At 51.7% G+C, this 25,076-nt stretch carries 17 protein-coding genes; 7 read left to right on the forward strand and 10 right to left on the reverse strand.

Features of this window, described 5'->3' with window-relative positions; translation table 11 throughout:
• From LKK83_RS11575 to LKK83_RS11590, 4 genes are all read right to left on the reverse strand, one after another.
• A partial coding sequence (locus tag LKK83_RS11575; RefSeq protein ID WP_324631275.1) for an ExeM/NucH family extracellular endonuclease occupies nt 1-4,045 on the reverse strand: 4,045 nt, incomplete at its 3' end.
• A 265-nt stretch (nt 4,046-4,310) separates the two neighbouring features.
• Nucleotides 4,311-5,540 (reverse strand): DUF445 domain-containing protein, encoded by a 1,230-nt coding sequence (locus LKK83_RS11580; RefSeq protein ID WP_324631276.1) that lies wholly within the window; start codon nt 5,538-5,540, stop codon nt 4,311-4,313.
• A 79-nt stretch (nt 5,541-5,619) separates the two neighbouring features.
• Nucleotides 5,620-6,378 (reverse strand): bifunctional demethylmenaquinone methyltransferase/2-methoxy-6-polyprenyl-1,4-benzoquinol methylase UbiE, encoded by a 759-nt coding sequence (gene ubiE / locus LKK83_RS11585; protein WP_442957307.1) that lies wholly within the window; start codon nt 6,376-6,378, stop codon nt 5,620-5,622.
• Entirely contained in the window at nt 6,375-7,325 is a 951-nt protein-coding gene (locus LKK83_RS11590; RefSeq protein ID WP_324631277.1) for a response regulator, read from the reverse strand. The genes ubiE and LKK83_RS11590 overlap by 4 nt, the downstream gene beginning before the upstream one ends.
• 686 nt (nt 7,326-8,011) lie before the next feature.
• Between LKK83_RS11590 and LKK83_RS11595 the strand changes: the two genes are divergently transcribed.
• The 4 genes from LKK83_RS11595 to LKK83_RS11610 all read left to right on the forward strand — a co-directional run bounded on the left by LKK83_RS11595 (nt 8,012) and on the right by LKK83_RS11610 (nt 13,987).
• Nucleotides 8,012-9,730, forward strand: coding sequence for a serine/threonine protein kinase (locus LKK83_RS11595; protein ID WP_324631278.1), 1,719 nt, complete (start codon nt 8,012-8,014; stop codon nt 9,728-9,730).
• Nucleotides 9,731-10,162: 432 nt separating this feature from the next.
• Nucleotides 10,163-10,732: a hypothetical protein gene (locus LKK83_RS11600; RefSeq protein ID WP_324631279.1), complete on the forward strand. Its 570-nt coding sequence runs from the start codon at nt 10,163-10,165 to the stop codon at nt 10,730-10,732.
• A 135-nt stretch (nt 10,733-10,867) separates the two neighbouring features.
• Nucleotides 10,868-12,964 carry a serine/threonine protein kinase gene (locus tag LKK83_RS11605; RefSeq protein WP_324631280.1) on the forward strand — a complete coding sequence of 699 codons (2,097 nt, stop codon included), beginning with the start codon at nt 10,868-10,870 and terminating at the stop codon, nt 12,962-12,964.
• 258 nt (nt 12,965-13,222) lie between these two features.
• The gene (locus LKK83_RS11610) at nt 13,223-13,987 is read left to right on the forward strand and encodes a Uma2 family endonuclease (RefSeq protein ID WP_324631281.1); all 765 of its coding nucleotides are present in this window, start codon (nt 13,223-13,225) and stop codon (nt 13,985-13,987) included.
• Between the two features lie 60 nt (nt 13,988-14,047).
• Here LKK83_RS11610 and rsgA read toward each other — a convergent pair whose 3' ends face one another.
• From rsgA to grpE, 5 genes are all read right to left on the reverse strand, one after another.
• Entirely contained in the window at nt 14,048-15,166 is a 1,119-nt protein-coding gene (rsgA, locus tag LKK83_RS11615; RefSeq protein ID WP_442957308.1) for a small ribosomal subunit biogenesis GTPase RsgA, read from the reverse strand.
• A 272-nt stretch (nt 15,167-15,438) separates the two neighbouring features.
• Nucleotides 15,439-15,711: a sulfurtransferase TusA family protein gene (locus LKK83_RS11620; protein WP_324631283.1), complete on the reverse strand. Its 273-nt coding sequence runs from the start codon at nt 15,709-15,711 to the stop codon at nt 15,439-15,441.
• On the reverse strand, nt 15,708-16,835 hold the full coding sequence (gene dnaJ / locus LKK83_RS11625; RefSeq protein WP_324631284.1) for a molecular chaperone DnaJ: 1,128 nt from the start codon (nt 16,833-16,835) through the stop codon (nt 15,708-15,710). The genes LKK83_RS11620 and dnaJ overlap by 4 nt, the downstream gene beginning before the upstream one ends.
• 157 nt (nt 16,836-16,992) lie before the next feature.
• Entirely contained in the window at nt 16,993-18,858 is a 1,866-nt protein-coding gene (dnaK, locus tag LKK83_RS11630; protein WP_324631285.1) for a molecular chaperone DnaK, read from the reverse strand.
• Between the two features lie 160 nt (nt 18,859-19,018).
• Nucleotides 19,019-19,801: a nucleotide exchange factor GrpE gene (gene grpE / locus LKK83_RS11635; RefSeq protein WP_442957309.1), complete on the reverse strand. Its 783-nt coding sequence runs from the start codon at nt 19,799-19,801 to the stop codon at nt 19,019-19,021.
• Between the two features lie 1,253 nt (nt 19,802-21,054).
• Here grpE and LKK83_RS11640 point away from each other — a divergent pair.
• Nucleotides 21,055-21,936 (forward strand): hypothetical protein, encoded by an 882-nt coding sequence (locus LKK83_RS11640; RefSeq protein WP_324631287.1) that lies wholly within the window; start codon nt 21,055-21,057, stop codon nt 21,934-21,936.
• Nucleotides 21,937-23,014: 1,078 nt separating this feature from the next.
• Nucleotides 23,015-23,458, forward strand: a complete 444-nt coding sequence (locus LKK83_RS11645; protein ID WP_324631288.1) for a hypothetical protein — start codon at nt 23,015-23,017, stop codon at nt 23,456-23,458.
• 63 nt (nt 23,459-23,521) lie between these two features.
• Here the strand turns inward: LKK83_RS11645 and LKK83_RS11650 are convergent, their stop codons facing one another.
• Nucleotides 23,522-23,752: a hypothetical protein gene (locus tag LKK83_RS11650; protein ID WP_324631289.1), complete on the reverse strand. Its 231-nt coding sequence runs from the start codon at nt 23,750-23,752 to the stop codon at nt 23,522-23,524.
• 910 nt (nt 23,753-24,662) lie between these two features.
• Between LKK83_RS11650 and LKK83_RS11655 the strand changes: the two genes are divergently transcribed.
• Nucleotides 24,663-24,842 carry a hypothetical protein gene (locus LKK83_RS11655; RefSeq protein ID WP_324631290.1) on the forward strand — a complete coding sequence of 60 codons (180 nt, stop codon included), beginning with the start codon at nt 24,663-24,665 and terminating at the stop codon, nt 24,840-24,842.
• Nucleotides 24,843-25,076 lie beyond the last annotated feature (234 nt).

The raw sequence follows: 25,076 nt of genomic DNA on the forward strand, positions 1-25,076 counted from the left end.
TGCCAGAATTGTCGGAATTATCGATATCCCCAGAATTGTCGGAATTATCGATATTGCCAGAATTGTCGGAATTATCGGTATCCTCTGGATTCACCGTGAGGGTAAAGATATCGGTAACACTTGCTGCGCCATCGGTGGCGGTAACTGCGATCGCCACTTCACCCACATCCGCCGCAGTGGGCATCCCGCTAAAGGTGCGAGTTGCGGCATCAAAAGATAACCAACTCGGCAATCCACTTCCGCCCACAATTGCTGCACTATACGATAACGAATCGCCATCGATATCGGTAAAGGTATTGGCGGCAAAACTGACATTAAACGCACTGTTTTCTGTGGCGCTAAAATCATTAATTGGATTGGCCACTGTTGGCGCATCATTGACTGGCGCGATCGCAATATTTGCCGTTGCCGTTGCCGTACTAAATGCCGTGTTTTTGCCATTGGTACTGGTATCTGCCGTGGCGCCGTTGTTACCAGCGGTTCCATCCCAGGCGCGGAAGCGAATGCCCGGGGCAATATTGCCGTTAAAATCAGCAGCAGGAACGAAACGAATGCTGGCATTACTGTTTAACAATCGGGCAGTTGTTGCCCCCAAATTGCCTAAATCCGTCCAACTATTTCCATCTAGAGAATATTGCCAATTGCCATTGGTATTATCCACGGCGGTAACGGCAATACCGGATACCTGATGCGGATTTGTGTCGCTGAATTTGCCATTAATTAGAGTGGCCACTGACGTAGCGGCGGGGTTCGTGGTATCTTCATCAATAGAAGGCAAATTAATTGCGCTGCTATTGTCCAAAATCGGCGCATTGTTTAAGCTTAACCCAACCACTAGCGGATCGTGGTCGGAAACGCGAAACTCGTCCGCTGCGTAGAGACTGGCATGATTAAATTCGCTGCTATAATCCAGGGCATCGGGTTCGTCGGCGTTGATATGCCATTTGCTGCCGGCGACAAATTGGGAATGTAAGCTATTGTTGGCAAAGGCATAGTCGAGAGACCCCCATTGTCCGTCAAAGACGAAAGAAGAGGTATTGGGGATGAGATTTTGATAACCAGAGTTGGCGATCGCCTGAATCGGATCTTCTTGGGCGTAGGCATTAAAATCGCCAAGGGTTAAAATATCTGGGTCGTTACTCCCTGTGGGGTCTCCTGACAACCAAGATGTTACCGCATTGACGCCTTCCACGCGCCGTTGATTCCAGGCCCCTTGTCCGTCGTCGGCATCGGCATTCGGACCGGTTCCGCTACCGCCTTTTGACTTCAAATGATTGACAGCGATCGTGAATTTTTCCCCATAACTGGGACTGGTGGAATCGGCAACAGTAAAGGTTTGCGCCAAGGGAGTGCGGTTGCTATCGCTACCCGCAAAAATGCCTGGGGTATTTAAAATAGCAGCAGTTCCCGTGGTGGAAACCACGCCGGGTTTGTAGAGAATCCCCACGGCAATTTCATCAGACCCGATTTGCCCGACGCCGGGATTGACAAAACTGTACGTTCCCGCCCCAGCAACTGCATTGAGGGCGTCGGTTAAATCCTGAATTGCACTATTGGCACCATACCCATCATTTTCTAATTCCATCAACCCGATAATATCGGCATCGAGTTTCGTAATGGCGGCCACAATCTTATCCCGCTGACGGATAAAATCGGCCTGGGTTTTTGCCCCTCGGGCGGTGGGGAATCCGCCGCCATTGCCATCGCCATTAAAGAAGTTTTGCAGGTTCAAACTGGCAACTTGAATATCTCCTCCCACTGCAGGTGCAACAGCGGGCCGGGGGTTACTCGCACTAAAGTTTTGTCCGGTTTGGGTTTGCACGCGATACTCGCCGAAGCGATGGTCGAGAATGCCGGTAATATTGGTGATAGTGTCCCCGGCGCGCAAGGGATTGGTGGGAGTGAGGGGATTGCCGCCCCGGGCGTGGATAATGGGGGTGGGATTCGCTTGGGAACTGCCGTCATCGAGGATAATGTGCCGTTTGGCAATATCGGCGAGATGTGCCGTATATCCGGCCACATCGGGGGAATTATTTTGGGTGAATTGTTCCAGTCTGCCATTGGCGGAAAGGGTCACTTGCCCGAAGCGATCGAGGTTGAAGTGTTCCGTGACGGTGAGATTGCCCGAGGTTGACCCGACGTTAACCAACATCCCTTCGTAGGGTTCCCAGTCGGTGAGATTGGCCAAGGGCAAGGTGACGGAAGTGGCAGTGGGCAGGGAATTGCCGTTACTGACTACGGTGAGGTTTGCTAAGTTGGTGAGTTGGGTGAGGGTAGTGCCGTTGCTGGTGAATTCTGCCACTTCACCGATCGCGCGAACTTTATCCCCGACGCTGACATCTACGAGGGTTGTCGGATCGTAGAGGAATATACCTTCCGAGGTGGTGAGGTCGGCATCGGCGTCGGTATCTTCTTCTTGCAGGAAAAACCCTTGCAGTCCGGTGTTGCCTTGAAAGTCGCCCACCACAATGCCTTCTATGACCACCGTGTCTCCCACTAAGGGACTGGCATTGCCATTGCCTTGGATTTGGTGGATGGGGGCGATCGCCATCTCCCGAGGCGACCCGATATCGTTGCCCGAATTATTCACCGTCGCCGTACTGGTATTGCCGATTCCCACCGGCGTAGTGCCGCCATCGGTACTGGTTGCCCAGTAGTTCCCTACCCGATTATCGGCCAATCGGTTAGTGAGATATATGGAACGGCCAACCGGATCGGGAAATCCTCCCACACCGTAATCTACCGTGTCCAGGGCGTTGTTATGGGTTGTGTCATCGCCGCTATAGCTGGCAAAGTCCGGCCACAGACTTATCTTGTCCCCGCCGTTATTCAGGAGCATGTTGCCCCAACCGGTGACGGCGATAAGATTGAGACCCGTTCCCCAAGCGGCCTCAAACTCTGCCGCACTCACATCGCCTGCATTGTATAAAATTCCAGCTTGGTTGGGAGGAATGGTGCCGCTGGCGATATTGGCTGCCGTGTGAGGCGTGCCATCATCGTCGTCGAGGACATACCCCGACAGATCGACGGGTGCATGGCTCACATTATATAGTTCGACCCACTCCCAGTCTGGCTCCGGACTGTCAGGATCGAACATAATCTCCGAGATGACCAACGGACCGACCGTAGGGGCAACGTCAAAGTTAAAGGAAAAGTCGTCCCCGCCCGTCCCGTCGCCGTTGCCGTCGAGGGCGTCAGCAGTGCCGTCGGTATCGGTGACGTTGCCAGCATTGACGGTGACGGTGAGGGTTTCCCCGGGACTGAAGTTACTGGTGGGAGTCAAGGTAAAGGTTTGTCCGCTACCGCTTACCGTTGCGGTCACCATGCCGCTGGCGGTTCCGCTCAGATTATACCAATCCCCGATCGCGCTTATCGGTTCGCTAAACTCAATCTGAATTGGGGCATTCGCCGGCACCCCCGTTGCCCCATTTGCGGGACTCACTATCGATACCGTTGGGGGAACATCTACAGGCAGGTTTTTTGTGCCCGGGGTATTGAGTGCCTCGCCAACGGCGGGGGTTCCCGTGAAGCCGGCGAGACCCTCTCCGTGAAAATCGTTGCGCGTCCAGTCACTCGCGGTATCGGTATCGGTGCCGTTGGGTAGCCGAGACGCAGCGCCCGGGATAAAGGAGATGCCATCGAATCCGGGGGTCAAGATGACGCTGGCGTAGGTGCGATCGCCACTATCTCCATCGCTGACGGCAATCTCATCGACAATCGTCGTCCAAGGGGTACTCTCGAGGGTACCATCGTTGTTCGTATCCAGGTCATTCCCCACCGTCCCGGAAAAGTTCTCCACCAGCAACAGGGTTTGCGTGCCATTTTCCAGTTGGTTACTTAAAAACCCGGTGTGCCAATAGCCATTCCCATCGGTGGTTCCGAGGGTATATGCCCGGTCTATTTCCCCCGATGCCGATGCGTCCCCTTCCACCAGCACCAGGCTCAATGACGAATAGTCGGTATTCGCCGTGCCAAAAATCTCGATATATTCGTGGGTATCGGTTCCGGTGTGGTTGAACAGGAATTCGTTAATGATAGGCGTCATAGATGAAACCCCCGATGAGTAGATGCTGGCAGTCCGGGACGATATGGGTTCCCTGCGGCTCCTTTTTGTGCCGAGAGAACACAGCGGCTATCGTGATAATATGCTGATTTTACCCCCCTGTGGCGTTTGACGATCGCCGCTGTTAATTATCGTTACAAATCTTCATCAATCTGAGTATCACACGCGGGAATTTTTGGCAAGGGGTATCGCACCCCTTGTTTTCGGCAGCGCTGGCAGCACATCCCGGTAAATGCTCACCCCGGTGTTAGCGCAACAATAAAATTACCGTTTGCATCGAACCGACAATCACCCCCAAGATGCCGCCTAAATTCACGATCGCTTGCAATTCACTTTGCACGATCCCTTGTACCGCAATTTCCAATTGTTCCGGCGATGTCCCTTTAACGCGATCGACAATTACCTGGTCGATATTTAAAATCGGGATAGCTTTCGCCACGATATTTTCTAAATCCCGCTCTAAATAGCGTTCTAAAATCAAGGCTAATTCTTGAGAAACCAGACCCAAAGAAGCACTCACCGCTGAGGATGCTTGAAGTCGTTTTAGCACTAACATGGCTACATGTTCCCAGTTGACCGACTGGCTCAATCCCTGGAGTAAATCCGTGCCGCGCGTTTGAATGTAAGTGCGAACGCTTTCGCGCATGGTTTTTCGCAATTGGCGCACGGTAGAAACGGGGAGATTTTGTAGGGAAACATTTTGCAACCATTCTTGCAGGCGAGTTCGCACGCCGAGGGTGACGATCAGTTCGGAGATGCGATCGTTGGCGTCTTCTTTTTCATCGAGACAATAGGTTCGCAGGCGGGTGAGAGCATTGCGGAGTCCAAACAGATTGGCAACCACCCAATAGGTGCCGCTGGTTTTTTCGCGAAATCCTTCATCGATTAGGGTGATATTGCGATCGGTGAGAAAATCTACCAAAGTTTGCCGGATGGCATCGGGAGGAAGAACCGCCGCGAGCAACCAATCCGATAGCTGACGCGCTTGGCTTTCGCTGAGTTGAAATTCGAGCAGAACTTGGTCGAAAATTTGATTGAGTTGGGGTTCGAGGAAGTCTTCTCGGCGGGCTAAAACGCGGATAACGCGGGGTAAGGATTCCCCGAACAAGTCTCGCAGGATGCCGGCGAGAATTTTGGCGGTTTTTTGTTCCGTGTCGGATTTGAGTTGTGCCAGTGCCAGTTCGAGCAACCACAAAATTGCCCCCTGGATCCGTTCGGTTTCCAGGAGTCGCCGCGCCAGGTTTTGCAGTTCTTCTGGGGTCAGCAGAGACCCCATAATCGTATCGGCAACCCGCTTTGCCAACCGGGCTTGGTTCCGGGGAATCAAACCGGGGGTAAAGGGCACCCGACGTTTGCCAATGTAGTAGGCGCGGTAGGGGCGGAATAACATTTTGATGGCTAAATCGTTGGTGAAATAGCCAATCACTCCCCCGGCGATCGGTGGCACAAAGTAAACCCAAAGAGTGGATAGATCCATCAGCTACCTAGTTGGTCTTCGTCAAGGGTTTGATGGGCGATCGCGCCTGTATTAACGCGAATTGCTCAAATTTTAACGCTTAACGCTGACCTTTTGTTACAACCAACACTCCCATCATGCCACCTGCAAGGGGATAGTGTGTGGCATGGGCAAATCCCGCTTCCCGGGCAAGCTGAATTTGCTGCGGTCCGGGGGGAAATTTTTCCAGACTCGGAGTGATGTAAGCATATTCATCCTCAAGTCCATTCGCGGTGGCAACCGGCACCACGATCGCCTGCAAGCACCACTGCTGAAACCCTCGCACCAGGGAATTGCTGGGGTGATGGAAGTCCAGGATTGCGGCTGTGGCACCGGGTTTAAGCACGCGATGCAATTGGCGCAGACTGCCTGCAATATCAGTAACATTGCGAAGACCATAACCCATTGTTGCCGCATCGAAAAAATTATCCGCAAACGGCAAGTGCAAAACATTGGCTTCCACCCAGGAGATCTTGGGGGGCGGATAATGGGTTTCGCTGCGCTGACGGGCAATTTCGAGTTGCGCCGATGAGAAATCCACCCCAAACACTTCCCCCGAGGACCCCACTTGTTCTGCCAGCAGGATAGCTAAATCCCCGCTACCACAGCACAGATCCAGGCAGCGATCGCCCGGGCGCGCATGGCTCCATTTCACGGTCATCATCTTCCAGATCCGATGCTGACCCAGGCTCAACCAATCGTTTAGCCGATCGTAAACCGGGGCAATGCGGTTAAAAATGCCTTGAATTTCAGCTTCGGAAGCGGTTGGCGGTCCGGAAGGCAAGCAGGAGGCGCGATCGCCGTCAGAGGTTTTCATCATGGATGATAGCGGGTACAGGTCAGGGCGATCGCCACTTGCTGCACGCTCAGATGCAGCATTTGCAGTTGATCCTCGCGCAGGGTGCAAGGTTGTTTCCACTGCAGGGACAGCAGGGCGATTTTTTCGTTCCGGAAAAGCACCGGGATCGCTAAATGGGCTTGGATGCCAGAATTTTGATAGTGAGGCACCTCGGAGAGATTGTCATCTTTGGCAACGTTTACGGAAATTTGCACCGTATCCGAGGCGATCGCTTCGAGGGTTAACGGGTCTTCCGCCAACCAGTTTTCCGCCGTACCCTCTACGGTGTAAATCCCTTCTCCTGCGGCTAGACTCCCTCCTTCCATTAATTGTAAAATGCAGATATCTGCCGAGAAGTTTTCCCCAAACGCTTTCGCGATCGGTTCCAAACATCCCTCTAAACTGTCAGACTCTTGCACTACCCCCACAATCGTCATCAGCAGGTTAGTTTGCGCTTCGGCGCGTCGCAGTTCCTCCGTGCGCTGCTTGAGCAACTCGTAGGTTTCCGCCGCCCGTTGCACCACCTGCTTCAGTTCGTGGGGATCCCAAGGCTTGGTAATGTATTTGTAAACCTGCCCGGAGTTAATCGCCTCTACCAGGTCTTCAATATCCGTAAATCCGGTGAGGATAATCCGCACCGTATTGGGGAATTGGGGCACCGTTTTACTGAGAAACTCGGTTCCCTTCATCTCCGGCATCCGCTGGTCCGAGATGATGACGGCGACTTCTCCCTCTTCGGAGAGAATCTCTAAAGCACTCACCCCACTATCGGCTTTGAGTACCTGAAACTCTCGCCGAAAGGTGCGGTAGAGCAGATCCAGATTATCTGGTTCGTCATCGACAACCAGCATTTTGGGTTTTTTTCGTCGTCGCTCTAGACTTTTCAACTGACTTCTGATGTTATCGAGTTCAGGAATTGCGTTTTCCATAACACATTAGTGACATTCTCCCACACTGCATCCCAGATTACAGGGTAGGCTTCCTCCAATCCTCGAGGGTTAGCCACATCTCTATCCCTCTGGTATTCCCAAGACGGACAACCATGCAGCATGCGCTCTGGTCTTTCTGACTGTGGCACCCCACTCCGGACAAGAGTACGGAAGTTACACTCCAATCGGGTATCCTCCCGAGCAGTATGAGGATAGAGTCGGCATCCCGGGCTTGACGGTTAGCTTGACTCCATCCTAGTGCATTGCCGGGAGTTCGGACAAGCATTCTCTCAATTGGGAATTGAGAATTGAGAATTGGGAATTGGGAATTGAGAATTTTCTCTCTGGTTCCTTGGCTTTGCCCGAAAATGGGCATTCAGAGGCTCCACCTCCCACCCCCTGTTTTCTGAGAAAAATTACCAGTTGGCAATTACACCGCTTTAATGTTCGGCTTTGCCTTTCGCTTACCATATTTAGCGCGATTTGTCAAGCTCAATTTTGAGTCATCCGGGACAAGTATTGTGAGATAAACCGAATTGGCCAAAAGATTTATACCAAGTTTATGTTCTCCTTCGCCCCTCACCCCACCGACGCTTCATCGCTTACACTACAGTAGAGATAGGGGGACTGATGCCAGTCTTTGCCCCCAATCCAGATGGGAGCTTCCCGGAAAAAACGGCACAACCATGAGCAATTTCCCCGATTTTACTGCCCAAGGCTACCAAATTCAAAAAGAACTCGGCCACAACCGGGCGGGGGGTCGCGTGACCTACCTCGCCGATCGCCTGCCATCTTTGGAGCCGATGGTCATCAAACAATTTCAGTTTGCCACCAGCGGTGCGGATTGGTCCGCCTACAAAGCCGTGGAACGAGAAATCCAAATTCTGCAACAGCTCAACCATCCCGGCATTCCGAAATACCGCGATGCCTTCGAGACCCCGGATGGATTCTGCATGGTGCAGGAGTACAAAGCGGCTCAATCGTTGGCCATGCGGCGCAGCTTCGATGCAGAAGAAGTCAAGCAACTGGCGATCGCCGCATTAGAAATATTAGTTTACCTACAAACCCGATCGCCCCAGGTGATTCACCGCGATATCAAACCCGAGAACATTTTAGTCAGCGATCGCCTCGACCTCTACCTCGTGGACTTTGGTTTCGCCCAACTCGGTGCGGGAGAAGTCGCCATGAGCAGCATGGTGAAAGGCACAATGGGATTCATGCCCCCAGAACAACTGTTAAATCGGCAACTCACCACGGCGTCGGACCTCTACGGACTCGGTGCCAGCTTGATTTGCCTGCTCACCGGCACCCCCTCCAGCGCCATTGGCGACTTAATCGACGACGATTATCGGATTGATTTCAAACAGCGGGTGCCGAGAGTGAGCCTGCGCTGGATCCAGTGGTTGGAACGAATGGTACAGCCCGATCCGCGCGATCGCTTTCCCGACGCCGCCACCGCCTTAAACGCCCTGCAACCCATTTACGTGGTTCGCACCCCGGAAATTGTCATCCAGCCAAATGCCTTGCACCTCGTCGCCGCAGAAGTGGGCGAAACCCTCACCCAAACCATCAGCGTGAAAAACTCAGTCTCCGATACGGTACTGATGGGAAAATGGGACGTGGCCCCCCATCCCCACGATCCGCCGCATACCCCGGACTTTCACCCCTGGATTGCCTTTCAACCGGCCACCTTTAACGCCAATCGCGTCCATTGTCACCTCAAGGTGGATACCAGCCAACTCAGAGCCGGCGAAGAATACCACAGAACCCTGCGCTTGCATTCTAATTCCTCGCAAGCTACCATGACCCTGCCGCTGACGGTGGAAACCGCAGCGATTCCGATTACTCGGAAAACACTGCCCTACAGTGCCCTGGGACTGTTATTTTTATCCTCCGGGGCCGGGGCAATGCTGGCGCTCCATTCGATCGCCGCCCCGATCGCGATCGGCGCGAGTGGATTTTTAGCTTGGGCGGGACTATCTAAACTGGCGGGACATCAGGGATTTGCCGTAAAATTTCTCCTGACCTTAATGGCCACCTCCATTGGTGCCGGAACCATCGGATTTACCCTGGGTATGGCTGCCGGTGCGAGCCTGATGGGCGCTTGGGGCACTGCCGCTACTTTAGCCGCCACCGTGGTGACCGGGAGTGCTTTACTGTTTTCCGCCAGAGGAGTGCAAAAACAATTCGGCACCGGCTTAGCTACTGGCATGTCCCTGCTGACGGCAGCTTCCGGGATTAGCTGGGGGATTGGCTTGCAACTGGGATTGTGGACGCCCTTGCTGTTGGCCACAGTTGCGGTGACGGGTTTACCGGTGGTGAGCGTCATGTTACTGCTTCCCTGGCAGCGATCGCGTCGCCTCGCTCAGTATCGCCGCTCTGAAGAACATTTAATTAAACCTTAACCTCAGTTCGATGGGTTGTTAAATTTTCTTAAAATTCTCAGGGAAAGACTCTCTAAAATTCGGCCAAAATAAGTTAGAAAGAACCGGGCAGGGGTAAAATAAGAGACAAGACCAAAACAATTTTTTCCGAAGCGCTGGAACACTCAGCCAAAACTAGAAAAACCGAATCGAACTCGGGATGAGTTTAGGGGCTATGGGAGAGAAATAAGGTAGGGTCGAATCGGGAGGGGTTCGGTCTCGCGCTTTTCCCTTTATCCCCCATGCGCGATCGCGAAGTTGGGCTGAAAAAAATGGAAAACCGCGCTTGGAGTTTTGGGTCGCGCAGAGCGGCGAGTCGAGGATTTCGTGCTGTGTGCCAATCGATTGCGAGCGATCGCGCGCTTTCATCAGTTAAATAAAGCCATCAAATCTGTTAGGAAACAATTAAGCCCTATGCTGAAACTATGGCGTTTAAGTGTTGCAATAATCGGCTCGGTCTCCTTGTCTTTATTGGCTTACTGGCAACTTTCTGCCAACTCTCAGGAACACCCGGGCTGTTTTATGGTAGATAAAGGCGGCGAATTAATCGACTTGTCGCTTCTTTGTCCTTCCCCGGCGGAACCAGAAGAGCCAACCTTGGGCACGGGGGATGTGCAAGTCACCTTAAGATGGTCTACCGCCGACGATCTGGACTTGGCGGTGAAAGACCCCAGTGGCGAAATCGTCTCTTACCAACAGTCCGAAATTGCCTCGGGAGGAGAATTGGATGTAGATTCTAATGCCGGCTGCGGGCAAACCACCACCAATCCGGTGGAAAATGTATTTTGGCCCACCGGCGGCGCGCCCACTGGGGAGTATGAAGTGCAGGTAAATCTTTTCCAGCGCTGTAACAATTCCAGCGGACCTATCGAATATACCGTCACCTTATTGGTGAAAGGCAATAGCGAAACCAAAACCGGAACTGTCGATGATAATAACTCCACTGTTACGATTCCCCTCTCGGTCCGGGAGGCGACAGAATAGCCCGTGGGAAGCCAGACTCGAGCAAAATGAGAGTGGCGATCGCACCGCAGAGGTTTGGGGAAAGTGGCTCCACTTCTCCCAGGATCGAGGCGATCGCACTAAAATAGTTGCTATCAGCATCGAGCGCGAAAAAACATGAGCAACTTCCCAGACTTTGCTGAGTATGGCTATCAGGTCATCCGCGAATTAGGCCACAATCGGGCAGGGGGTCGAGTGACCTACCTCGCCATAAAAACGGGAAACACAGAGGGCGGGTGCGATGTTTCCCCGGGGGGCGATCGCGCTGACCCGACCCACGCCTCCATCCCCCAACCGGACTCCCGGGTTGCTATCAAGCAGTTTCAGTTTGCCAGTACCAGTGGCGCGAGTTGGGCCGATTATGACGCCTATCAGCGCGAAATTCAAGTCCTGCAAGGATTAAATCACCCCGGTATCCCCCGCTATCTCGATTCGTTTCAAACGGCGGGGGGATTTTGCATCGTTCAGGAATACAAACCTGCCGAGTCCCTTGCGGTTTCTCGTCCTTGGACGCCCACCCAAATCAAGCAACTGGCCATTGCCCTGTTAGATATTCTAGTTTATCTGCAAAATCGCATTCCCCCGGTCATCCATCGCGACATCAAACCGGAAAATATCTTAGTGGATGACAGTTTGAACGTTTATTTAATCGATTTTGGCTTCGCTCATATCGGTGAGGGTGAAGTGGCGATGAGCAGCATCGTCAAAGGCACTCTGGGATTTATGCCCCCGGAACAGTTATTCAATCGCGAGTTAACGCCGGCATCAGATTTGTATGGGGTGGGGGCAACGTTGATTGCCTTGTTGACGGGAACGAAATCAATTGATATTGGGAATTTAATCGATGCAAATTATCGAATTCATTTCCAGAATCGGGTGAAAAAAATCAGCCAGTCTTGGGTGGAATGGCTGGAAACAATGGTGGAACCGAAGCCGAAAAACCGCTATTCGGATGCGGCGACGGCGTTAGAGGCGCTCAAATTGGTTGAGGTCAGCCGCACCCCGCAAGTGGTTTCTAGCCATCAGATCGTGCAGTTTCGGGCAACGGAATTGGGCGAAAAACTGACGCAAACTATCGCGATAAAAAATCCGGTGGCGGGTACGATGTTGCGCGGCAGATGGGGGGTGGCAAGCAGCGATCGCGATCGGCCTTTTACTACGAAGGGTCATCCCTGGATTTCGATTTCGCCGGCTCGATTTAAAGGCAATCGCGTCCACTGTAAGATTACGGTGGATACGAGTCAGTTGATGGCGGCTAAAATCTACGATCGCGAGTTATTGTTGCACGCCAATACCAGTCAGAAGTTATATCGAATTGCGTTAAAATTAAGGACGGCTCCCGAGCCGATGGAAGCGATAAAATTGCCTTATCGGTTGCTGGCGGTGTTGCTGAGTTTGGCGGTAGCAACGGTGTGGACTTGGCCGGTGAATTTCTCGAGCAATTTTCTCGTTTTGGCTCGTGAGGGAACGATTGGGGGATTGCTGATGGTGTGGTTGTTGTTGTGGGGGATAATTTCCAGCGTGAAAGGCATGGCGGAACATCCCGCCGCCGCCGGTAGTGGCGCGATCGCCGGTGGGGTCAGCGGTTCCCTGGTGGGTGCAACCTGTGCCCTGGGGTTTGGGATTGGCGGGATGACGGGGGTGCCCGCCGCCCGGGAAGCGGCGATCGCCAGTTGTATGCTGGGATTGTTAGCAGGTGCCTATGCCGGGTTGGGAACGGAATTGTTCGTGACAAAGTGCTACAAGCAGTGGAATTCCAGCGATATGGCGAGAACTGTGGCGGGGGCGATCGCTGCCGGGGTGGCCGGCGCTTGGCCGCTGTTTGCCGCCACAAAGTCTCTCACGTCTGGCTCGGCATTTTTCCTGTTGATAATTGTAGGAATTTTAACCGGGACTGCTGCGGGAAGTTTAGTGGATGAAATCGACACCCAAACTCGCAGAAAGCGGGTGATGCGCCTGCGGACAAAGCAAAAAGCAAACCGGGGTAAATTGTCGGTACCGAAGTATTTTTCCTTGGCTCTCTCGTTGGTGACGGTGGCATTTGGCATGAGTGTGGGAATCGGATTGCAAGTGGGATTTTGGCGTCATCTTTTCGCGTTTTTGCCATTATTGGTAACGGGAATTGCCTGGGCACAACTTGTCTATCCCCATTGGCAGCGATCGCGCCAAGTGGCTGAATATCATCAGTCAAAATCCCATCGAATTCAGCCTTAGTGAGAAGTCGTAGGGTGGCCACGAGCCACCTACAATTATTATGTACTCGTGCAAAAATAATTGCAGAGGGGAGGGTGGGCAGAACCACTCGAGAGCGGTGCCAAACGCGCATCTGTTCTCAAACTGCCCACCCTACAAACCGCTAGGAACCTTGACAAAAGTCAAGCATTGTGGTAATTTACGAAGGCTAACGCAGGGGAAAATTAAACCCAATCAAAACGCTACAATTGAGAGAAGATTTAATCAAAAACAGCAATTATGGTAAACTACAATTCACTGCAAAACTTACCGGATGCAGCAGAACTGCCATCCTCTGACGATACCCCGGTGGATAACGAACTACAAAATTTAATTCCCGGCTTGCTACGAGCCATTTTAAGTCATATTTGGTCGGCGCGTCAAGACTGGTTTTTTGGCGTGAATATGGGCGTGTATCATGCCACAGGAGAGAATCCGAGAATCCCGATTGTCCCCGATGGATTTCTCAGTTTGGGAGTGCCGCGTCGGGTAGAACCCGACGGACGCAAAAGTTATATTGTGTGGTTGGAAAACAACATTCCCCCAAGGTTGGTGTTGGAATGCGTATCGGCAACCTATGGGGGAGAATACGATGAGAAAATGCAGATTTATGCGAAATTGGGCGTGCTGTATTACGTGATTTATAATTCCCAATTTAACCGACGCGATCGCCACGAGGTGTTAGAGGTTTATCAGTTAAGGGAGGGACAATACATTCGCCTACCCGGAGAACCGGTCTGGATGCCGCAAATCGGATTAGGGATTGGACGAGAAATTGGCACCTTTGAAAATTGGCAGCGGGAGTGGTTGTACTGGTACGATGAGCAAGGAAACCGCTATCCGACGCCGGAAGAAATCGCCCAGGGAGAACGCCAGCGCGCCGAAACCGAACGCCAGCGCGCCGAAACCGAACGCCAGCGCGCCGAAACCGAACGCCAGCGCGCCGATCGCCTCGCGCAACTGCTGCGAGAACGGGGACTCGACCCGGATAGTTTATCGGAATAAAGGGTTTCGATCGCAGATGAACGCTTTGCAGCGATTTGAGGTCAAAAACCGGGCAATAATTTAGAATTCCCCATCCTCTTCTTCTGCCAAATCCTGATATAATTCTTCTAAGCTTTGATGTTGCAGGCGACGGGAAACCCGGCGATATTTTTTCGATTCCAATTTGGGTTCGTGTTGTTGAGTGCCCTTGCGCTTGGTTTTCACTTTAACGCTGGATTCGGGATTGCTTTGTTGCTGGAGGGTCTCTTGATAGGCGATCGCTTCTTCCAGGAAATCCAAATAATAATCATAGCGTTCCCAGTCGCCGCGCACCACACAGTTGGGTTCGTCGCGATGCAAGCAGTCGCTAAACTGACAGTTTCCTTGTCGCAATCGTTGGCGCGCTTCGGGGAAATAGTGGGCTAATTCTCGCGGGGGAAAATCAAGAGTGGGTTGATTGAATCCCGGGGAATCTGCCAGCAATCCGCCACTGGGCAATTCAAATAATTCCACATGGCGGGTGGTATGGCGTCCGCGTCCCAGCTTGCCCGATACATCGCTAACGCGAAGTTCGGCGGAGGGAATTAACTGATTGATTAAGCTAGATTTGCCCACACCGGAAGGACCGGAAATTACGGTAATTTTATCGTTGAGTGTAGCGAGGAGGGTATCGATGCCGATGTGATTTTCTACGCTAATAAATAGGGGGTGATAACCCCAGAGTTGCAGACGATGTTGCCAGTCGATTTGCTCTGCTTGTGAGACCAAATCGATTTTATTTAAGCATAGAGAAACACAGAGGCCAGTGGATTCCGCTTTGACCAAGAAGCGACTGAGTTGATGGGGGTCGAGAGTCGGTTCGGCGATCGCAAACAGGAGGAGCAATTGGGTTGCATTAGCCACTGGGGGGCGGTCCAGTTCGCTGGCGCGAGGGAAAACCCCAGCGATCGCGCCGCGCTGACCTTCCCAATCCGGTTCTTCGACGATCGCCCGATCGCCCACCATCACCTGCTGACCGATTTTTTTCAAGCGCGATCGGCGCGTACACAGGAGGGTGCGACGAGGGGGAATTGGAGGAAGGCGATCGTCACTCGCCTCAGTGCTTTCAAACGCCACCCGTTCCCGTTTGAATTGAGAGAACGCCGCTTGCACGGAGCGATCGTCTAATTGTACCCGATAAAAATTAGCTTGCACCGCCAGAACCGTTCCGGTTAATTCCTCATTATCTGTGGGGGGCGAGTCCTCCGTTGCATGGGTTGCATTGGTGAGGGTAATGAGGGTTTGAGACCCCGGAGTGGTGGGGGGTTCGGGATATTGTGGAGGAGGGTTCCCGCTCAACTCAGAAGGAGGACGCGATCCTCCCTGAGAGGAGAGGGGGGGAGGAGCGATCGCTGCCACCCGGGGGAGAGACAGCACAGAAGACTGACCGATTTGCGGTAGAGAAAGCGAAGGGATGGGGTGTTTGCCTACACTCATGCTTCAGCGATCGCGCGACGAACCTTCAGAGCAAAAAAGCCAGATCGTTCCTCGATCTGGTCGATTTCGTGACCTTCCATCGCCAGACTATCCGGCACCTGTTCCATCGGTTCTCCCGGGTCGAGCCACACTTCCAGAAGTGCTCCGGGTGCCATTTTTTCCAAACGCAGCTTCGTGCGAACGAAATTGATCGGACAAGGAGTGCCCCGCAAGTCGAGAGTGGGGCAAGTTTCCTGTCCGGTAGTGGTTGGTTCTAGGGGATGCGTCACTTATTAAATAGCCCTCCTAAGAATCCTTCTATGCCGCCTTTGCCAATCCGTTCTCCTTTAATTTTGGCTAACTTTTCGAGTAATTCGCGTTCTTCCGCCGTCAGTTTAGTGGGAATTTCGATGGCGATCGTAATCAGATGATCCCCACGTTGAACCGGGTTGCCCAACTTCGGCACCCCTTTGCCTTCTAAAGTGAGTACGGTATTGGGTTGAGTCCCTGCCGGAATCAGCAATTCCGAGGGGCCATCCACCGTATTCACTTCCAGGCGACAGCCCAAGATAGCTTGCAAATAGCTAATCTTCACCTCAGAGCGGATATTAATTTTATCGCGCTGAAACTCCGGGTGTTCGTTCACAAACAAGTAAACGTACAAATCCCCCGGGGGGCCGCTGCGCGCCCCAGCATCCCCTTCCCCGGAGACCCGCAGGCGAGTTTCATTATCCACCCCAGCCGGCACGGTGATTTTCAGTTTTTTCGTTTCTTGTTTTACCCCTGCGCCACCACAAGAAGAACATTTATCCTCAATGGTTTCTCCCGTGCCATTACAGGTGGGGCAAACCGAGACTTGAGTAAAACTACCGAAAGGGGTGCGGGTAGCGCGGCGAACCTGCCCGGTGCCACTGCAAGTGGAACAGGTGCGGGGGCGAGTGCCCGGTTTCGCGCCGGTGCCGCTACAAGTGTTGCAGGTTTCCAAGTGGCTGATGCGGATTTCCTTTTCCCCGCCGAAGACAGCTTCTTGGAAATCGATTTTCAGGTCAAGACGCAGATCGTCCCCACGCACCGGGCCGCCGCGTCGTCGTCCCTGAGTCCCTGCGCCTGCGAAACCGCTGAAGAAGCTTTCAAAGATATCGGCAAAACCCATATCGCCGAAGTCCCCGAAGCCCTGGCCTGCTCCTGCGCCCGAACTAACTCCCGCTTCGCCGAAGCGATCGTATCTGGCGCGGATTTCCGGTTCGGAGAGGACTTCATAAGCGAGGTTAATTTCTTTAAAGCGCTCCTCAGCGCCCTCTTCTTTATTGACATCCGGGTGATACTTGCGAGCCAACTTGCGGTAAGCACGTTTAATATCCTCTTTGTCCGCCGTGCGAGGGACACCTAGAATTTCATAGTAGTCGCGAGCCATAGAGCGCTTTTGGTAAGAATAAAATACAAAGGGGTATGCTACAAACAGACTGAGTGTTCTGAAGCTGAGAGTAGAGGCGAGTCCCAAACTGGGAGAGGATCCCGCACGCGGGTGGTTTCCCAAAATTTGGAGTCAGCTCGCCTTTGAGAGCGGCTAGTTACTCCGAGGGACTCAGTTCTTCTTCTTCTTCGGGTTTTTCTTCATCATCGGACTGGGTTTGCTCGTAGACGGCAATGCCCACCGAGAAGAGAATTTGCTGGAAAGCAGACATCTTTTCTTTGAGGTCTTCGACCGAGATTTTATCATTGCCGAGAGCGGCTTTTAATTCTTTTGCCGTTTTCTTGAGTTCTGCCTTCAGGTCATCACTGAGTAAAGCCAGATTATCTTTGACAGTCGCTTTATAATTATAGAACAGGCTTTCCGCCTGGTTCTTAATTTCTACCAGTTGTTGGCGACGGCGGTCTTCATCGGCATAGCGTTCGGCATCTTGGCGCATTTTTTCGATGTCCTCGTCGCTCAAGCCGCCGGTGCTGCTAATTTGAATGCTTTGTTCGCGTCCGGTGCCTTTATCCTCTGCCGATACATTGAGGATCCCATTGGCATCGATCTCGAAGGTTACTTCGATTTGCGGGACGCCGCGCGGTGCGGGGGGGATTTTGTCGAGCAGGAAATTCCCCAAGTTTTTGTTATCCTTGGACATTGCACGTTCCCCTTGCAAGACGTGGATTTCCACTTCTCGTTGACCGTCGGTGGCGGTGGAGAAGGTTTGGGAACGACTGGTGGGGATGGTGGTATTGCGCTCGATAATTTTCGTAAAGACGCCACCGAGGGTTTCGATGCCCAAGGAGAGGGGGGTGACATCTAACAGCAGGACATCTTGAACTTCCCCGCCCAAGACGCCGCCTTGAATTGCAGCTCCCACGGCTACGGCTTCATCGGGGTTAACCGAGCGATCGGGTTCTTGCCCGCCAAAAAACTCGCCAATGGCTTGTTGAACGGCGGGGATGCGGGTAGAGCCGCCGACGAGGATAATCCGGTCGATCTGTTCGGGACTGACATGACTATCTTCGATCGCCCGTTGCACGGGTTTGAGGGTTTCTTGGACTAAGTTGCTGACGAGTTCTTCAAATGTAGAGCGACTCAGTTCCATTTCGAGATGTTTCGGCCCGGTTTCATCGGCGCTGATAAATGGCAAGTTGATGGCGGCGAGTTCGCGGCTAGACAGTTCGATTTTCGCTTTTTCGGCGGCTTCGCGAATTCGCTGCACGGCCATTTTGTCTACCGACAGGTCGATGCCTTCTTGGATGCGAAATTCTTCTACCATCCAGTTGACGAGGCAAGTGTCGAAGTCATCGCCGCCGAGATGATTGTTGCCGGCGGTGGATTTCACTTCAAAAATGCCGTCACCGAGTTGCAGAACGGAGACATCGAAGGTGCCGCCACCCAAGTCAAAGACTAAGATGGTGTGATCTTCCCCTTGTTTGTCCAAGCCATAGGAGAGGGCGGCGGCGGTGGGTTCGTTGATAATTCGCAGCACTTCCAACCCGGCGATCGTGCCTGCGTCTTTGGTGGCTTGTCGTTGGGCGTCGGTAAAGTAGGCCGGTACGGTAATGACGGCTTGGGTGACTTGTTCGCCGAGATAGGCTTCGGCATCTTCTTTGAGTTTTTGCACGACGATCGCGGAAATTTCTTGCGGGGTGTAGGTAGTTCCCCGGATTTTCACATCTACGGTGTCGTCTCTGCCTTTGACGCAGGTGTAGGGAGCGCGAGAGCGTTCTTCTTTGGTGTCATCCCAGCGACGGCCTATAAAGCGCTTGATGCTGTACACTGTATTTGCGGCATTGGTAACAGCCTGCCGCTTGGCTAATTGACCGACGAGACGAGAACCGTCTTTGGTCATTCCGACGATACTCGGCGTGGTTCGTCCGCCTTCTGAGTTTGTAATGACGATGGGTTTACCGCCCTCTAAGACTGCTACACAACTATTTGTGGTGCCGAGGTCAATACCGATGACTTTTCCCATAGCTAGCGGCGGAATGAGTGTTCTGAAAATTCTAGGGGAGGCAGGGGGCGCGATCGCGCCGGGGGTTGAATCCCCCTTTTTTTAGGATACCCGAGAGGCAGGTAGGTTTTTCTCTGCCCGAACCCACGGGGGAGTGGGGACGGCGCTGGGGGAATGTGGGTTATTCCTCTTCTTGTGCGGGGGCTTCGGCAGCTTCTTCTGCTGGTGGTTCTTCTTCGTTTTCTAGGGGCGCTGCCACTTTGACCATTGCATGGCGCAGCACGCGATCGCCTAGCATATAGCCGCGTCTGAAGTCATCGGTGACGGTGCCTTCGGGATATTCGTTGGTGGGTTCGCGCATCACCGCTTCGTGAAGGTTGGGGTCGAATTCTTGTCCTTTCGGATACATCGCCGACACGCCAATGCGTTTGAGGCACTCTACCATCTGCTTGTACACGCTCAGGTAGCTCTTGTGAATGTTCATTTCCCCATCGGTTTGGGGTTTGAGCTGTTCTTTGGCGCGCTCGAAGTTATCCACCACCACCAGCAATTCCCGGATCGTGGCACACTTGCTTTGCAGCTCTAGATCTTCTTTTTCTTTTTGGGTGCGCTTGCGGAAATTGTCAAAATCTGCCGCTAATCTGGCATGTTGATTTTTTAGGTCTTCTAACTGCGCGGTAAAGGCTTGGTTGGCTTGCACTAAGGCTTCCATCGCCTCTAGCTGTTCGGCGGTGGCTGCAGCGGCGGCGGCGGGATCTGCTGTGGCGGCTTCCCCTGCTTCTGGAGGAGTGGTTTCCATTTCGGGTTCGCCCGGTTGTTCCGCATTCGCCGCTTGGGTTTCCTGTGCCTCCGCAGCGATCGGCTCTTCTGCTGCACCGGCTGCACTGGTGCGATCGCCCGAGTTTTCCGTCACTTCATCCGGTTGAGTTTGTGGTTGTTCTTGCTGGTTTTGTTCGTCTATCATTTTCCCTTCATCATCCGATGTGGTTAACGGTTGCGTTGCTGGTTGAGTCTTGCATGACTCTTCCCCAGTGTACTTCCCTAGCGGCGCGTAACGCGATCGGGTAATGGTTCGGATAGCCCGCTCGATCGTTGGGGATCGCACACCCGACAAGCAGGTTGAGCTTCTGGGGAATTGGATGTTATTGGCCCGGGGCGGCGATCGCCCCACGAGTCTGGTTATGGATCGCGCTTTTGCATTACCCGGCCATCCCCTCCCTGGCGCTCTATAGTGTAGCAGTGGCTTGCACTCCTCCTGGTGCCCAGTTTGGCTCTGGGGGTATTGTAGCCTTCTTTAGGGTTTCACTTCCGAATCCCCGCTCCGACAGGCGGTGGACAAGCCCCTGTGCTGCCACGGCAAGCAGTGCGCTGCACTTCACACCTTATCATTTTTCCCCAACAACCGCCTACTCTCAGCTAGGGGTTCAGGGGGGTTCGGCTGGCCTATTCCCGGGGTATCCTTTGAAGGGCTGACCCTGGGGCGCAGTTTTGTCTTTCTCTACTGTAATTGCCAGTAATTTAGGGGGCGGCCCGATCTGCGCCCCAGAACGGTTCTCGATCCCCGCGCGCTTTAGTTAGGCAGCTCCTTGGCAAATTCCCCTCTTGAATGTTATTATGTTAGGGATTTTCCAGTCATTTAACTCTTCTCTTAAACTATCCAATATTTCGAGTTTTAGGGAAATTTTGAAGCGAACATTTATTGAATTTATCACCTAATTTTAAGCGACAAATCTCTGAGGAGCAGAACGAACCCCAGCAGGATTTAGAGTGCTGGTCTCTCTAAACTCAACCCCGGATTTAATCCATTGCATTTTCTACCCTCTTTCAAAAACAAGTAGAAATATTCTCTGCCTTCATTGGAATTGCGCCTGCGGCAAGTTCCACCCCGCTGGTTCCCAAGGGCGTTCGCTCCCGGTATGCAATTAAGGAAACTCTAGCAGCTTCCCCTCCCAAGTACGATAGAATTACCTGGAGAAAAACTCGATATGAGGAGGGGTTTACAGAAAGGTAAAAGAAAAAACTACAGCAACAGCAAAACCGAGTGGCAATCGTTGCTCTCAAAAACGCGATAAGTGGCCATCAAATTTATTGATTACAGAAAAACAGATTGAGAAATGTAACAAACGCACCCAAATCACCCTACATTTGGTAAAAAGTATGAGATAATTGGCGATCGCGCTGAAGCCAAGTCCATCCATGCAGGAGGAAAAATAAACCATGTCTAGAAAGAAATCTAAATCAAAGCCGACACCTGGAGAACGCTGTCTAGCGGTGATTACAGTCTTTGGATTCGACCCCGGCACAGACCCAGAACAGATACCTCTCGACCCTGACTTTCATTCCCATCGAGTTGCCTTGTTTGAATTTAGTGCGGACGAGGAAGGGATTGTTCCTGGATGGTTAGCCGTAGAAGAAATTACCATTTCTTATGAGAAAAAACGCAAATCGGTGAATAAGCAAGCACAAAACCTGGCTAAAAAATGGAAATTGCCATTGAGAAAATGGCCGGAATTAGAGCCTGAATATCTGGGTGAGTTGGAGGGGATGACTAGCTACTATGATTATGAAGAGGAACGATTTTTAGAGCTTGACTATTCTGAAGATGAAGAAGACTTCGATGAGGATTTATCTATCATCGAAGCTGAGGATTTATCCCCACCATATCGACCCTCCAGAAAAGAGTGTCAGTTGCTCGGATATGTCGCCGTGGATCGAGGTATCCTGGTGATGACCGATCCGTCTTATTTGCCATTTTGGAATAACAACTTACCCGATCCGAGCAATAAAGCTCAGGATTTTTCGTTTTCTGGCGCGCAAAATGCGGCGAAACAAACGGAACAAATGGGGGGACAACTGTACGCGCCGTTTCAGAGTCCAGAAGCAGTCAGAGAAGCGATCGCAGAAGGGAGAACGCCGTTATTTGAAGCCGGGGTTGCCGTTTCTACTGGTATCGGCGATGGGGTTTACCCCGTGTACGCCGAGTATCAAAATCTCGGTCATCCTTTCGGCAAAAGAGTGGTTCGCGTGACCGTGGATTTTAGCCATCATTTTCTCCTGCAAGATGATTTTAATGCGGCTGAAATGATGGAAGAGTGGTAGGCGATCGCAGGGTCGGAAAAGAAGCAATAGTCAACAGAGATAGGTAACGGGTACCGCAGCATCCGTCACCCTCTGTTTGTTCTCAAATGCTCCCGTGGGGTGGCAATCGCCACCCAGCGCAAGACATGGAGCAAAAAGATTGCAGAGCATGTCATTATCTCCTTCTGACTCTGCCTTCCTGCCCTTTTTTCCCTTCCTTATTTTAAGTCTTTTCAGTAGAATTACAGAGCATTTAATTGTATTATTCTGACTCTGCTTTCCTTTTTTTATCTTTTTTATTTCAAGTCCTTTCAGTATAATTTCGGTGAATATTTGAAAGCTGGGATATTAAAAAAATCTAAGCATTGCCGTGTTTACACAGATGACAATCGGGGAAATTAAACGTAAAATGAAATTTAAAAGCCCTAGTTTTAGCCCTAAAGCAGTTGAATTTTTGGTAAGGGGGGCTGAAACCAAACCCCTTGCCGAACCCTTGTGGATTTTAAGGGATTGACCCCCGGGGATAACACTCCTTGCTTTACCAAAGCTACATTCAAACGGCAGATTTTGTGAAGATTTTGTAAAGTTGAGTGTGAAATCAATCCCAAAAACCCCATCAGGTCTTCACCTTCAACAGGACTTTTGCAAGCTTCAGGGAAAATTAATCTATAATAATGTATTTGAAGGGAAACACAAGCATCAAAGATGAGATAATGAAAGAGAGGTTCGGGAAGCGTTGAGCGACAGTCGTCCGCTCATAGCTGACAACTGGCTCAGTGGCATTCGCCCTCGCAGAGGAGGCTGAGCGGTTTCCAAGCAGGAGAGCACCAAGTGTTTTTCCGGAAACAAACCAGAGATTGCAAGAGTCTAAAATGACAGAAAGAGGGAGAGGCGATCGCATCATTGCCAATCGGAGACATTCATCCTCGGGATTGGCAAAGCATAAAGCGGCGAAAAAGTCAATCCAGCTTGAGACAACATCTCAACGCCAATCCTAACCCGAAAGGGTAGAGGTTTTCCGGAGCCTTTGAGAATCGGGGTGCAACTCATATCAACAAATAATCTCCAAAGCTGAAAGCACCGATTCAGGAGGCTGTCCATGAAAAATATTACTAAAGATTACTATGAAGAAACGCCGGTAGAAGAGAAGGTAGATTCACTCCATAGGATTGTTTTAGCGGTGGTTGTTACCGGGTTTTTGTATTTTTTGAACCTCGGTTCTAAGTTGCCAGAAAACACCCCTGCGGTATCCGAAACTTCGGAAGCAAGTGTGGCGTTATCTCCAGGGAGTGCCGATCGCGTATTGACTGATGTCTCCGCGCAGTCAGGGTTGCCAAAGACGGCGCTGCATATTGTAGAGGCACAACCGCAAACCGAGTCAGATGTCTGCGTGGCGATCGCCGATTCGCAGGTGTGCCGCAAAGCGATCGCCTCCGCCATGCAAATCACCGTAAAAGCGCGGGAACAGCGCTGGGTCTATCGCCTCAACACATCAGGGTCTCGCGTCGAGTTACAAAAAGTCATTCCCTCCGAGGGAAATTGAGTTCCCAATTAGGAGCCAAGGCGACGCCGAAACCAAATTAATAGCTGACATCAAACAGAAAACTTATGTTGAGGATGGCAAAGCAATGGCACCTGCGTGGAGGGCAAATCCTGTGAACCCCTCATTCAATCCATGCTCTTGATTAGCTCCTGCTGTTAAATCGGCAGGAGCTAAGTTTTTGGGATAAAATTTATTTCGCCAGTAGGTTATAAATAAAGAGTCTACTTCCCGATCGCTGCGGCGCGATCGCGGCAGGGGAATACCCCCGCCAGTTGTTACAGCCAGAGAGTACATTTCACATGTCTGAATTACCCATATCCAAGGGACTAATTGCCCAAATTGCCTTTACCCTGGTGGTGGCTGGAATTTTTATTTGGCAAGCGATTCGCGCTTACCAAGAAGTCAAGCGCTAACATGCGCCCACAGGGAACGGTAACATCCGAAAGATTGGGGAGTGGAGAGGGTGAACATCTTCACTCCCCGATGTTTTCGTTGCTTTGTAAAAATTAATAATTTATGCTTGATTTTTGACAGGGTTTGTGGTAAATGGCTGCTCGATGCGATCGCCCTTTTCCCATTCTATCCAAATGGAGCATAAGTACAAGTAGACTGGGTTGCGACCCAATCTACTTCTTTCGCTGTTAACATTTGGTGAGTCGCGATCGCTTCAAATAACAACCTCCCCAAACCGCCGCCCAATCCGTTCCCAGTGAGTCCCCCATCAAAATCCAAATCAAAATCCAAATCAAAATCCAAATCAAAATCCAAATCAAAATCCAAATCCTCATTTGGGTCTAATTCCCGGTTGCTGGGGTTAAGCTGTTATCGAGTGGACTAACACCCGGAGTTTTTTCCAGATGGATGAAGTCAGAAACACCGATATCGAGAGCGAAACGCCCAGGTATTCCTTTGACTATCCACTCCATCACTTCATGGAGATCGGCCACCACCAGGCGAAGCTACGCCGACTCCATCGGTGCCAAACACTCAAATTCCGATTTAAGGTAAAGAAATATTACAAAAATCCCCGTTTTCCGTAAAAAGCGAATCGGTCTTCAGACAGAACCAATAGAAAGGTTGCGATCGCGTAACCCTCGTCAGTCAAAATAACCTCCTCACCCAAGGGTGAGACAACTCGAACCCAGTCCGCCGAAGCGGACTAGCTGGAAACGCACAATCCGAGGCGAAGCCTCCTTCTAAGTAGATGAACATCAATCAATTCCCTCTAGACACCCGCTCGAAAAAAACTGTCATGCCCGCATCGGCGGGAATCGAAGGCTTTTTATTCGTGCAACCCGCAGCCCATTTTATCACTTTAGTAGAAAATCCTACAACCATTACCCAGTCAAGCTTTCGCGATTTACCTTCTCCCAAAAATCCCTGAGATCCGCCCGCCGTGCATAATTTCTCCATCTCCTTCCCAGAAAATAAATTGTAGGCCATTCATATTACTTAATCTCAAGAGAGACGGGGACTTTCAGTCGCCGTCTAATAGCTAAAGTCGGTTGAAAACCAACTGAAAATAGCACAGCTCAAAGCTTTCCAACTCGTTTCCAGCATCTGCTGGGAACCCACAACCGGAAGCAGAGCCTCAATCCCAATTCAATCCTGTAAATGA

The organism is Phormidium sp. CCY1219, assembly GCF_035615515.1.
GTDB lineage: Bacteria > Cyanobacteriota > Cyanobacteriia > Cyanobacteriales > Laspinemataceae > CCY1219.

Coding starts and splice junctions, on each gene's coding strand:
- LKK83_RS11605 (WP_324631280.1), top strand. CDS start 10,868: ATGAGCAACTTCCCAGACTTTGCTGAGTATGGCTATCAGGTCATCCGC.
- LKK83_RS11600 (WP_324631279.1), top strand. CDS start 10,163: ATGCTGAAACTATGGCGTTTAAGTGTTGCAATAATCGGCTCGGTCTCC.
- LKK83_RS11590 (WP_324631277.1), bottom strand. CDS start 7,325: ATGGAAAACGCAATTCCTGAACTCGATAACATCAGAAGTCAGTTGAAA.
- dnaK (WP_324631285.1), bottom strand. CDS start 18,858: ATGGGAAAAGTCATCGGTATTGACCTCGGCACCACAAATAGTTGTGTA.
- grpE (WP_442957309.1), bottom strand. CDS start 19,801: ATGATAGACGAACAAAACCAGCAAGAACAACCACAAACTCAACCGGAT.
- LKK83_RS11640 (WP_324631287.1), top strand. CDS start 21,055: ATGTCTAGAAAGAAATCTAAATCAAAGCCGACACCTGGAGAACGCTGT.
- LKK83_RS11595 (WP_324631278.1), top strand. CDS start 8,012: ATGAGCAATTTCCCCGATTTTACTGCCCAAGGCTACCAAATTCAAAAA.
- LKK83_RS11580 (WP_324631276.1), bottom strand. CDS start 5,540: ATGGATCTATCCACTCTTTGGGTTTACTTTGTGCCACCGATCGCCGGG.
- LKK83_RS11645 (WP_324631288.1), top strand. CDS start 23,015: ATGAAAAATATTACTAAAGATTACTATGAAGAAACGCCGGTAGAAGAG.
- LKK83_RS11655 (WP_324631290.1), top strand. CDS start 24,663: ATGAACATCAATCAATTCCCTCTAGACACCCGCTCGAAAAAAACTGTC.
- LKK83_RS11610 (WP_324631281.1), top strand. CDS start 13,223: ATGGTAAACTACAATTCACTGCAAAACTTACCGGATGCAGCAGAACTG.
- ubiE (WP_442957307.1), bottom strand. CDS start 6,378: ATGATGAAAACCTCTGACGGCGATCGCGCCTCCTGCTTGCCTTCCGGA.
- LKK83_RS11650 (WP_324631289.1), bottom strand. CDS start 23,752: ATGTACTCTCTGGCTGTAACAACTGGCGGGGGTATTCCCCTGCCGCGA.
- dnaJ (WP_324631284.1), bottom strand. CDS start 16,835: ATGGCTCGCGACTACTATGAAATTCTAGGTGTCCCTCGCACGGCGGAC.